This is a genomic window from Streptomyces sp. NPDC006529 (assembly GCF_040611795.1).
Classification (GTDB): domain Bacteria; phylum Actinomycetota; class Actinomycetes; order Streptomycetales; family Streptomycetaceae; genus Streptomyces.
In genome coordinates, this window is the sequence record NZ_JBEXPB010000032.1 from 65,177 (window position 1) to 76,021 (window position 10,845).

Sequence of the window (10,845 nt, forward strand, 5' to 3'; positions counted from 1 at the left end):
TCGGGCCCTCCCTCGGAGGCCGGACGTCGGGCCTGCGTGTCCTGCACTCGGCGTGGCCGTCGGGCGCCTGCCTGGCGTCGGGCCGCCGGCCTGCGGCTGGGGGTGCGCGTTGTGGGGGGTGGGTGCCGGGCGCGGGCTCCTGTACGGACTGGTCGCGAGGCCGGGCGCGGGGCGCGGGGCCTTCGAGTCCCCGTCGCAGCCTGGGGGCTGAGAGGCAGCCTGGGTGGGCCCCGGCCCTTTTGTGCGGACGCCTCGCTCGGCTCTCCTGTACGGGCCCCCCGGCTCGGGTCCCCTGCGGGGGCACCACGTACGCGGGCCTGTGCCGGAGCCCCTGCCCTGCGGGCCTACCGGGCCCGTCGCTCGGCCTCCGTGCGGGGCGCCCCGGATACGGTCCCGGGGCGGTCCCTGGGCAGGGGCGCCTTGCCGGGCCCCTGCCGGGGCTCGGACGGCCCCCTGCGGGGCGCCCCCGCGCACGGTCCCTGGGCGTACCCGGGTACGGGCGCCTGGCGGGGCCCCGGCCGGGGCTCGGGGCGGGCCCCTCGCTGGGCTCCCCGCCGGGCGCCCCCGGGCAGATCCCTGGGCGGGACCCGGCCACGGGTGCCGCGCGTGGGCGCTCGGTGCGGGCCCGGCCCGCAGCTCCTGCCCCGGCTCCGGCCCGGCTCTGGTCGGCCTCCGCCCGCCACCGGCGGACCTCCGCCCGCCACCGGCGGACCTCCGCCCGCCACCGGCGGGCCTCCGCCCGGCTCCGGCCGACCTCCGCCCGCCCCCGGGCGGACCCCCGGCCGACCTCCGCCCGGGGGCCTGCGCGGCCGGAAACGGGGCGTGCCGGGTGGGGGCGTGGCGGGGGTCGATTAAGGTGACCAAGTGAAGATCGCGCTCATGGACTCCGGCATCGGCCTCCTCGCGGCGGCCGCCGCGGTGCGACGGCTGCGGCCGGACGCCGACCTGGTCCTCTCCTCCGACCCCGACGGAATGCCCTGGGGACCGCGTACCCCGGCCGACCTCACCGGTCGGGCGCTGACGGTCGCGCGCGCCGCCGCCGCGCTGCGCCCCCGGGCCCTGATCGTCGCCTGCAACACCGCCTCCGTGCACTCCCTGCCCACCCTGCGGGCGGAGCTGGAGCCGGGCGTTCCGGTCGTCGGCACGGTTCCCGCGATCAAGCCCGCCGCGGCCCGCGGCGGCCGGGTCGCCATCTGGGCCACCCCGGCTACGACCGGAAGCCCCTACCAGCGCGGGCTGATCCGCGACTTCGCCGCGGGCGTCCCGGTCACCGAGGTGCCCTGCCCCGGTCTGGCCGACGCGGTCGAGCACGGGGACGAGGAAGCCGTCGTACGGGCCGTCGCCGCGGCCGCCGCGCTGACCCCGCCGGACGTCACCGACGTGGTCCTCGGCTGCACGCACTACGAACTCGTCGAGACCGCCATCCGGGCCGCGCTCGCGACCCGCACCGGGGGCGCGGCGCTCGTCTTCCACGGGTCGGCGGAGCCCGTCGCCGCGCAGGCCCTGCGCCGTATCGGCGTCCGCCCCGAGCCCGGCCTGCCGCGCACCGGCACCCTGACCGTGCTGCACAGCGGCCGCCCCGGACGCCTCCCGTCCGCCGCCCTCGGGTACGCGGAGGGACGCCTCCTCGCCGCGGAACCACAGGACGCCGCCGCGCGTTAGGGGACACTCCCTAGGTTCGACGCCGGCGCGTGGAGTAGGCCCAGGTCAAGAGCAGGACGAGCGGTCCCCACAGCATCCCGGGGGCGATGCAGAGGCGGGCCAGCGTCTCCCAGCCGTCACCGCGGAAACCGGCGGCGTCCCCCACACCGAACCAGCTCAGCAGCACGGGTGCCCAGAACGCGGTCGCGCCCAGGCCGCCGAGGGTGGCGGGGACGATCGCCGCAAGGGGAGCGATCCGCTTCCCGCCGATGAACGGCAGCCATGAGGGGGCGACCTCGCCCCATCCCCGCACCAGTCCGAAGGACAGCAGGGCGAACCCCTCCGTGATCAAGCTGAGCCCGAAGACGTAGGGGACGGAAATCCACCACGACGACGGCATCGCCCCGTCCGTCTCCAGCCCCATCTCGAAGCCGAAGGCGAACGGCAACCGCCACAGGCACTGGGGAAGCAGCAGGAGTGGGATCGCGTGGGCAATGAGCGAAGCCCAGGGCGGGACCGGCCGCGCGGTGCCGTGCGCGGTCGTGTCCGGTGCGATCGGGTTCCGTGCGGTCGGGTTCGGTCGGAGTCCGTCGGTCGCTGTCATGGCACCAGCCTCTTCGGTCCTCTGCGGCCGGTCGTCACCCCCGCGTCGGTACCGCCGCCCGCGCGGGGGAGCCGCGAGTCAGCCTGCGGGCTGATGTCCCGGCCGCCCGGCGGTCGTGAGCGACGCGGCCAGTTCCCGCAGCGCGGCGGCGTCCAGCACCCTGCCGGCGAATCCGGGCAGCGGTACGTGCAGGGGGCCCGTCCACCGCCGGGGGATCGCCTCGGATCCGTAGACGGCTCCGGCCAGGGTTCCGGTCACCGCCGCCACCGTGTCCGTGTCACCGCCGACGTCCACGGCCGCCCGCAGCGCCTCCTCGAAGCCGTCCGTCGTCCGCAGTGCCCACACCGCGGTGCCCAGGCAGGGCCACACCGCGCCGTTGAACTCGGTCGCCAGCGCGGGACGCCAGTCCGGTGCGAGGACCCGGGCGTAGCGCTCCCGGTGGCCGGGGTCCACCGCGCCGAGCACCTCGGGCAGGGCCGCCAGGGGGTCGGCTCCCGCCAGGGCGGTACGGACCAGCTCGTGCAGCACCGCCGTCCCCTCCCAGGCCGCCGCGTCGCCGTGCGTGAGCGCCGCGATCCGGCGGCCGGCGTCCATCGTGGCGGTCCGGCCCGCGGCGGCGAAGTACACCGCCGAAGTCGACGCACGCATCAGGGAACCATTGCCCGCGGCCCGGGCGTTGATCTGGAAGTGCAGTGCCGCGGCGAGGTCCCAGGGCTCGCCGTTCGTCAGTACGTCCTCCGTCTGCAGTCCGATGTCCTTCGGTTCGCCCGCCGCCCACCGTTGGAACCGGTCGAAGACGTCGGGCAGCCGGAGCCCGCCGTGCTCCAGCAGCGATTCGCCCACCAGGACGGCCATCTGGGTGTCGTCGGTCGCCTCGCCCGGCTCCCAGCCGCCGCCCCCGCACATCTCGCCGCCCCCGCCCGGCGTCGGGAAGCGGGCCGAGAACGCGCCCTCGGGCCCGAACTCGAAAGGGGCGCCCAACGCGTCCCCGACGGCCGAGCCCAGGACGGCCCCGACGGCGCGGTCGATGCGGTCGCCGTCGTGCGGGCTCACGGGGTGCGCCCGTCCGTGCCCTGCGTCAGCCCGCGCCCGCCCGCCTGCCCACGCCGGTACGTCGACGGCCGCGTTCCGCAGCAGATCTCTCCGGTCCTGGTTCACCGGAGCAGCGTAACCACCGGCAGGTCGCCGCAGGCCTGCCCCTGCGCAACCCCGCACACCGTCCTTGCGCCAAAGGGCCGAGGGGCGGTGGCGCGGGGGCGGAACGTGGGTACGCTGCTGGACATGACGGACCACCCTCCGGGCCCGCTCTGGACCGGCCGGGCCTCCAACCGCGCGCAGTGGCTCATCGCCGCCGCCGGCGCGGCCTGCCTGGCGCTCGGCATCGAACTCGCCGTCGACTCCGCCTGGACCGCCGGGATCGTCCCGCTGGTGATGTCGGTGGTCGGCTGCCTCGCGGCCGGGCTGCTGATCCTCTACGGAACCCTCGCCTTCGTCCACGTCGCCGTCACCGTCGATGCCGAGAACATGGAGGTCCGCTGCGGCCACATAGGGCTGCCGCGCCGCCGGATCCGGCTCGCCGAGGTGACCGCGGCCGAGTTCGTCCCCCGGATCACCCCGCAGCAGTGGGGCGGCTGGGGCTACCGCTGGCGGCCCGAGAAGGGCACCGCCGTCGTCGTCCGACGCGGCGAGGGCCTGGAACTGCGCCTGGGTGACGGCAAGATCTTCACCGTCACGGTCGACGACGCGGAGAACGCCGTACGCGTCATCCGCACCCACCTGCGCGCCCTCACCCGCTAGCCACCACTCGACCTGTACAGCCCTTCGCACGGGCCACTCGACCTGTACAGCCCTTCGCACGGGCCGCCGAGGGCCCGCGTGCGGACCACCGCCGCGGCCCCCGGGCCCTCCGGGCACCCCCGCGCCCAGGTGGGCGACGTACACTCCGCCAGATGAGCAGCAGCGCCACCCGTGCGGTCGAGAGCGAGCCCCCCGTCGAACCACCCGCCGACCCCTCCGTCGAGCCCTCCGAAGCCCCGGCCGCCCGCCGGGCGCGCCGGATCGCCTGGGCGCTGCGCGCCGGCGGCTCGGTGGCGGCCGGGGTGCTCCTGTACCTGAGCTTCCCGCCCCGGCCCCTGTGGTGGCTGGCCCCCTTCGCCTTCGTCCTGCTCGGCTGGTGCCTCGGCGTGCGCCGGGCGCGCGCCGGGTTCGGCTTCGGGCTGCTGGCCGGGCTCGGCTTCATGCTGCCGCTGCTCTTCTGGACCGGTGAGGAGGTCGGTCCGGTGCCGTGGCTGGCGCTCGCGGTGCTGGAGGCGGTGTTCGTCGGGCTCACCGGGCTCGGGATCACGCTGGTCCGGCGGCTGCCGGCCTGGCCGCTGTGGGCCGCGGCCGTCTGGGTCGCGGGCGAGGCGGTCCGGGCCCGGATCCCGTTCGGCGGTTTCCCCTGGGGCAAGATCGCCTTCGGCCAGGCCGACGGGTTCTTCCTGCCGCTGGCCGCCCTCGGCGGCACCCCGCTGGTCGGCTTCGCCGTCGCCCTGTGCGGGTTCGGCCTGTACGAGGCGCTGCGCGTCGCCCGCCGCCCGAAGGCCGCCGGGGGCGCCGTGACGCGGTCGACCGCCGTGACCGCCTCCGTCGCCGCGCTCAGCGTGGCCCTCCCGCTCGCCGCGGCCCTCGCCGCCCGGCCGCTGGTATCCGACGCCGCCGAGGACGGCACCGCGGTGGCCGCCGTCATCCAGGGCAACGTGCCGACGATAGGGCTCGACTTCAACTCGCAGCGCCGCGCGGTCCTCGACAACCACGCCAAGCGCACGCTCCAGCTCGCCGACGACGTCCGGGCCGGCCGGGTGCCGAAGCCCGACTTCGTGGTCTGGCCGGAGAACTCCTCCGACCTGGACCCCTTCGCGGAGGCCGACGCCTACGCCGTGATCGACCGGGCCGTCAAGGCCATCGGGGTGCCCGTGGCCATCGGCTCGGTGCTGGCCCCGGAGACCGGCCCGCTGCGCAACACGATGATCCTGTGGGACCCGGTCAAGGGCCCCACCTCGACGTACGACAAGCGCAAGATCCAGCCGTTCGGCGAGCGCATGCCGATGCGCTCCTTCGTACGGATCTTCAGCTCCGACGTGGACCGGGTCCGCCGCGACTTCGGCCCGGGCAAGGAGCCCGGCGTCTTCGACATGGCCGGTAGCGGGGTCGGGATGGTCACCTGCTTCGAGGCCGCCTTCGACGACGCCGTGCGCTCCACCGTCCGCGCGGGCGCCCAGGTGATCGCCGTCCCCAGCAACAACGCCACCTTCGGGCGCAGCGAGATGACCTACCAGCAGCTCGCCATGGACCGGGTCCGGGCCGTCGAGCACAGCCGGACCGTCCTCGTCCCCGTCACGAGCGGGGTCAGCGCCGTCATCCAGCCCGACGGCAAGGTCGTCCGGCAGACGAAGATGTTCACCCCGGACGCGCTCGTCGCCACCATCCCGCTGCGCTCCTCGCAGACCCCGGCCACCCGCGTCGGCCCGCTGGCGGAGTACGCCCTGCTCGCCCTGGCCGCGGGCGGTTTCGGCTGGGTCCTGCTGCGCGGGATCCGGGCCCGGCGCGACGCGTCGTAGGGTCGGGGGATGAGTACCCCCGAGTTCATCCGCAGGATCCGCGAACACGCCGGTCACCGGCTGCTCCTGCTGCCCGGTGTGACGGCCATCGTCATCGACGATCTCGGGCGGGTGCTGCTCGGGCGGCGCACGGACACCGGCCGCTGGTCCGTCATCGGCGGGATCTGCGAGCCGGGGGAGCAGCCCGCGCTGACCGCGGTGCGCGAGGTGTACGAGGAGACGGCGGTCCGGTGCGTTCCGGAGCGGGTCGTGCTGGTCCAGCAGCTGTCCCCGGTGGTCTACCCCAACGGGGACGAGTGCCAGTTCACCGACATCACCTTCCGCTGCCGCGCCACCGGCGGCGAGGCCCGGGTCAACGACGCGGAGTCGCTGGAGGTGGGCTGGTTCACCGTCGACGCGCTGCCGCCGCTGGAGCCCTTCGCCCTGGACCGCATCCACCGGGCCCTCTCGGACGAGGAGCGCACCTGGTTCGAGGTGCCGGACGAGTCCCTGGCGCTGCCGCCGCAGACCGCGTGAGGGGCCGGGGGGCTTACGACCACCAGGTGTCCCGGATCCAGTGGTGGACGCCCGGGTCGGCGGAGCGGCCCGCCGCCTCGCGGTACAGCGCCTGCGCGGCGTCGCCCATGACCGCGCTGTAGGAGACCTCCGGGACCTCGCCGCCCGCTTGGTAGCCGCCCAGCACGCCCACCAGCGCGCCGTGCGCCAGCCACGGGCTGCCGCTCGTGCCGCCGGTCAGGTCGGGGCAGCCGATGCGGCGCTGGGTGTCGCTCTGCATCGTGGTGTCGTTCGAGCACAGGAGCGGGGTCTCCTCGGCCGCCGGGTAACCGAGGACCGTCACCGTCACGTCGTCGGGCTGCTCGGCGATCACCGGGAAGCCGCCGACCACGTCCTCGATCCGGCGCCCGTCCAGCGGGGCGACCGTCGCGAAGGAGATGTCCGCGTCGGGGTCGTGCGCGTCCTGCCAGCTCGGGTCGACGTACTGACCGGTGAGCTGCCACACCCCGTACGGCGCGGTGCCGTCCCGGTAGCCCGGCACGAAGACGGTGTTGCGCACGTCGCCCAGGCAGTGCGCGGCCGTCGCGATCACGTCGTGGCCGTCGCTGCGGACCACGGAGGCGGTGCAGTAGTGGCCGCCGTCCGTTCCGCCCGCGAAGAGGGCGCCCACCCGCCGGGCCGCGCCGTCCGCCGGGGCCAGGACGGTCACCCCCGGCGGCGGGGCCGCCGAGGCGTCCGGGATGTCGACCGTGAGCAGGGCTGACATCGCGGCGATCGCCAGCACGACACGGGCTGCGCGGCGCGCGCGGGGGGCCTGTCGGGGAAGGATGCGCTGGATCATGGTCAGAGGATGGAACGCGAACCTTTGGCCGGAGCCTCGGATTCCATAAGAATCCCCTGTGAATTCGTGCCCCGCAACGGGAACCCGGACGCCCTAATGTGCGTCAGGGGTCCGCTCGTACACCGTCACCCTGCGCCCCCGCACCTGCCGGTCGGCGACCGCCACGAAGGCCTCCCGGAGCACCGCGGCCTTCACCCGGTCCCGCTCCGCGCCCGACGGCTTCGCCACCGCCGCCGCGTCCGTGACCAGCAGGATCCGCCGGTGCGCCAGCATCGCCGCACGCAGCCTGGCCGGGTCCTCGTCCTCCACGCCCTTGAGGGTCCCGGACGCCGCGGGGGACCGTACGAGCGCGATGTCGGCCAGGCCCGCGAAGCGGCCGGGCGAGACGAGCGCCGTGTCCCGGCGGGCGGCCGGTACGAAGAGCACCGCGTCCCCGGGGCCCTTCAGCCGGGCCACCTCGTCCGCCACGGCGAGCACGTCGTCCACCCGGCTGGCCGGTGCCCGCCGGTCCAGCTCCATGGGCAGCATCGCCAGCGCCGCTCCGAGGACCGCCACCGGAACCACCAGCGCGGCCCCCCGCGGCGATCGGCGCGCGGTGGCCCGTACGCCCGCGCTCAGGGCGGCGCCGATCAGCAGCGCCAGGCCGAGCATCGCGAAGAGCACGTACCGGTCGAGGAACAGCGGCTGCACCAGGGACAGCCCGGCCAGCGCGCCGAAGGGCACCACCAGCAGCGGCAGCCCGACGGAGGCGACCGACAGCCGCCCGGCGCGCGGCCGCTCCACCAGGGCGCAGACGCCGCCGATCGCGAGCAGGACCGCGGGGCCGGTCAGCATCGGCCAGGTCAGCGGCGGTATCCAGGAGACCTGCCCGGACTGGGTCCGGCTGAAGAGGACCAGCGGCAGCGCCCCCAGCACCGCTCCCGCCGCCGCGACGGCCCACGGCCGCACCACCGCGCCGCGCGCCCGCACCCACCACAGGGTGGCCGCGTGGGCGGGCAGGATCAGCAGGGAGAGCCAGTTCAGCAGCGCGCAGACCAGCACCACCAGCGCGTACGCCGCCCAGCGCGCCCACCCGCTCCGCCCGCCCGGCGGGCCCTCCAGCCGCCGGACCAGCAGCAGGGTCGAGAGCGCCGCCCCGGCCAGCACGAGGGCGTACGGCCGGCCCTCCTGGAGCTGGAACTGTACGGCCGGGAGCAGCGCGAGGACGGTTCCGGCGCCGAGCCCCGCCCAGCACCCGGCCCGTCCCGGGGTCAGCCGGCGCGCGAGGACCGCCGCACAGCCCGCCGCGGCCGCGACCGCCAGCACCGAGGGCAGCCGCAGGGTCACCGGGCTCGCCCCGAAGACCGCGAAGAGGCCGTGCATCAGCAGGTAGTACAGCCCGTGCACGGCGTCGACGCTGCCGAGCATGTGCCAGATCTCGCCGGTCGAGCGCCGGGCCACCTGCCAGGTCGCCGCCTCGTCGCGCCAGACACTGTTCTGCCGGGTGATCCCCCACAGTCCGAGCCCCAGGGTCCACAGGACGGGAACCAGCCACCCGGCCGCGCGACGGACGGCGCGCGGCCGGACCGCCTGCACGGCCCGGACCGCCGGGGCCCCGCCCGGTGCGGACCCGACCGGTGGGGTCCCGTCCCACCTGCTCCCGGCACGGGAGGACGCGGCCTCGGAGGTGCCGGACGGGCCAGGTATGCCGGAAGTCATGGGAGTGCTCGGGTCCTCGGTCGTTCGTTCGGGGCGCAAGCGCCCAGTCTATGGACGCGGCGGAGGGTTCCCGACCGCTTGTTGTGCGCCGCGGTACGTGATCGCCCGAGGGCCCCGGCCCTAGCCTCACCGCAGGGAACACGCAGGCGCAGTACGACGAGGGGCGGCACCCGGTGAACTGGCTCATCCACGACTACCGCGAGAGCGATCTCGCGGCGGTCGTCCACCTGATCGACACCACCGCCGAACTGGGCCAGGAGTCCGTCTTCTCGCTCGCCGAGTGCATCAGCGCGCTCACCGGCCGCCAGCCCGCCGTGGTCGCGGTCCACCAGGGCGTTCCGATCGGCGCGGCCCTGGCCTGTGTCGCGGGGGAGCGGGCGTGGGTGATGCGGATCGCCATCTCGGCGGGCTGGCGGGGCCGCGGCCTGGCCAGCGCCCTGCTGGTCGAGCTGGAGCGCCGGCTGATCGCGGCCCGGGTCGGCCGGATCGCGTACGTCCTGCCCGAGGAGGACCTGCTCGGCGAGGGGCTCCTCAACGCCGGGTACACGCGTCAGCCCGCGGTCGCCTACTTCGAGAAGACCGAGCCCCTGCACGGACCGGCGGCCGGGCTCCTCGACGAACTGGGCGGCCGCTTCCTGCCCGCCGACCTGTGGGACGCGGTCGCGGGCATGGAGACGGAGAAGGACCTGATCGAACGGCGGGTGGTGCTGCCGCTCGCCGAACCGGAGCGGGCCGCGCAGCACGGCGTGCGGCCGCCGCGCGCCATCACCCTCTTCGGGCCGCCCGGCACCGGCAAGACGACCTTCGCCCGCGCGATCGCCTCCCGCCTGGGCTGGCCCTTCGTGGAACTCCTGCCCTCCCGGCTCGCCGACGAGGGCAACCTGGCCACCGCGCTGCGCGGCGCCTTCACCCGCATCGCCGAGCTGGAGCGGGTCCTGGTCTTCATCGACGAGGTCGAGGAGATCGCGCCCATGCGCAGCGAACCCGCGCAGCCCGGCGGGATCCACGGGGTCACCAACGAGCTGCTCAAGCTGATACCCGGCTTCCGGGAGGGCGGGGAGCGGCTGCTGGTCTGCGCGACCAACTCGATCCGGTCGCTGGACCCGGCGTTCCTGCGGCCCGGCCGCTTCGACTACCTCATCCCCATCGGCACGCCGGACGCCGGGGCGCGCGCCGCCATCTGGGCCCGTTACACGGCGGGGCGCGCGGACGTCGACGTCGCCGCCCTGGTCGCGGCGAGCGAGCTGTTCACGCCGGCCGACATCGAGCACGCGGCGCGGATCGCGGCGCAGGTGTCCTTCGAGCGGGACCTGGAGGGGGCGGGCGTCCGCGGGGCGCTGGGCGGGCCGCCCGGCGCGAGCACCGAGGACTACCTGGCGGCCGTGGCCCAGTGCCGTCCGACGGTGACCCCGGCGCTGACCGGGCAGTTCGAGGCGGACATCACGGCGCACGCACGGTTCTGAGTGCCGACGCCGCCGGGCGCGCGGTGATCCGCCTGCCCGCGGCCCGGCCGGGCCCCGCCCCGTCCGCTCCCGCTACCGGGGGCAGCGGTAGACGAATTCCACCGCCGCCGTGTGCCGGCCGGGTTCCTCGATCCGCACCTCTGCCCGCGCCGGGTAGTCGCCCGTGCCGCGGAAGGTCCACAGCAGGTGCAGCCGCGCCTCCCGCTGACCGCGCGGCACCCGCTCGGTCAGCAGGTCCGAGCGGCTGCCGTCGCTGCGGACCCAGCGGTAGGAGAGAGTCCCCGGGCGCCCGTCGGTCCGTACGACGGCCACCACGTCGGCGGCCGAATCGCAGGCCGGGCCCCGCGCATCGGTGCTCACGACCACGTCCCGCACCACCACGGCGGGCCCGTACCGCTGCCAGCCCAGGTAGGCGATCACGGCCGCCAGCACCAGCAGCGCGAGCGCGTAGCGGCGCAGCCCCGCGCCCCGGCGGCGGCGCGGCCGGGGCGCCTCGGCCGCGCC

The 10,845-nt window shown here is 75.9% G+C and carries 9 protein-coding genes and 1 pseudogene; 5 read left to right on the plus strand and 5 right to left on the minus strand.

What is annotated here, in order from left to right:
* Positions 1-864 precede the first annotated feature (864 nt).
* Positions 865-1,662: an aspartate/glutamate racemase family protein gene (locus tag ABZY31_RS21745; protein WP_356412757.1), complete on the plus strand. Its 798-nt coding sequence runs from the start codon at positions 865-867 to the stop codon at positions 1,660-1,662.
* 10 nt (positions 1,663-1,672) lie between these two features.
* Here the strand turns inward: ABZY31_RS21745 and ABZY31_RS21750 are convergent, their stop codons facing one another.
* The gene (locus ABZY31_RS21750; RefSeq protein ID WP_356412759.1) at positions 1,673-2,245 is read right to left on the minus strand and encodes a hypothetical protein; all 573 of its coding nucleotides are present in this window, start codon (positions 2,243-2,245) and stop codon (positions 1,673-1,675) included.
* A 78-nt stretch (positions 2,246-2,323) separates the two neighbouring features.
* Complete coding sequence (locus tag ABZY31_RS21755) at positions 2,324-3,298, minus strand: ADP-ribosylglycohydrolase family protein (RefSeq protein WP_356412761.1); 975 nt, start codon at positions 3,296-3,298, stop codon at positions 2,324-2,326.
* Positions 3,299-3,526: 228 nt separating this feature from the next.
* On the opposite strand from ABZY31_RS21755, the gene ABZY31_RS21760 reads away from it, so the two are divergent.
* The 3 genes from ABZY31_RS21760 to ABZY31_RS21770 all read left to right on the plus strand — a co-directional run bounded on the left by ABZY31_RS21760 (position 3,527) and on the right by ABZY31_RS21770 (position 6,360).
* A complete protein-coding gene (locus tag ABZY31_RS21760; RefSeq protein ID WP_356412762.1) occupies positions 3,527-4,042 on the plus strand; it encodes a hypothetical protein in 516 nt (171 codons plus the stop codon).
* 152 nt (positions 4,043-4,194) lie between these two features.
* Positions 4,195-5,844 (plus strand): apolipoprotein N-acyltransferase, encoded by a 1,650-nt coding sequence (gene lnt, locus ABZY31_RS21765; protein ID WP_356412764.1) that lies wholly within the window; start codon positions 4,195-4,197, stop codon positions 5,842-5,844.
* 9 nt (positions 5,845-5,853) lie between these two features.
* The gene (locus ABZY31_RS21770; RefSeq protein WP_356412766.1) at positions 5,854-6,360 is read left to right on the plus strand and encodes an NUDIX domain-containing protein; all 507 of its coding nucleotides are present in this window, start codon (positions 5,854-5,856) and stop codon (positions 6,358-6,360) included.
* Positions 6,361-6,373: 13 nt separating this feature from the next.
* Here the strand turns inward: ABZY31_RS21770 and ABZY31_RS21775 are convergent, their stop codons facing one another.
* Both ABZY31_RS21775 and ABZY31_RS21780 read right to left on the minus strand, forming a co-directional pair.
* Entirely contained in the window at positions 6,374-7,180 is an 807-nt protein-coding gene (locus tag ABZY31_RS21775) for a serine protease (protein ID WP_356412767.1), read from the minus strand.
* Positions 7,181-7,273: 93 nt separating this feature from the next.
* Positions 7,274-8,878, minus strand: coding sequence for a hypothetical protein (locus tag ABZY31_RS21780; protein WP_356412769.1), 1,605 nt, complete (start codon positions 8,876-8,878; stop codon positions 7,274-7,276).
* A 173-nt stretch (positions 8,879-9,051) separates the two neighbouring features.
* On the opposite strand from ABZY31_RS21780, the gene ABZY31_RS21785 reads away from it, so the two are divergent.
* Positions 9,052-10,341 (plus strand): bifunctional GNAT family N-acetyltransferase/ATP-binding protein, encoded by a 1,290-nt coding sequence (locus tag ABZY31_RS21785; RefSeq protein ID WP_356412770.1) that lies wholly within the window; start codon positions 9,052-9,054, stop codon positions 10,339-10,341.
* A gap of 72 nt (positions 10,342-10,413) precedes the next feature.
* On the opposite strand, the pseudogene ABZY31_RS21790 reads toward ABZY31_RS21785, so the two are convergent.
* Positions 10,414-10,845 (minus strand): annotated as a pseudogene (locus ABZY31_RS21790) (hypothetical protein); the annotation flags it as partial.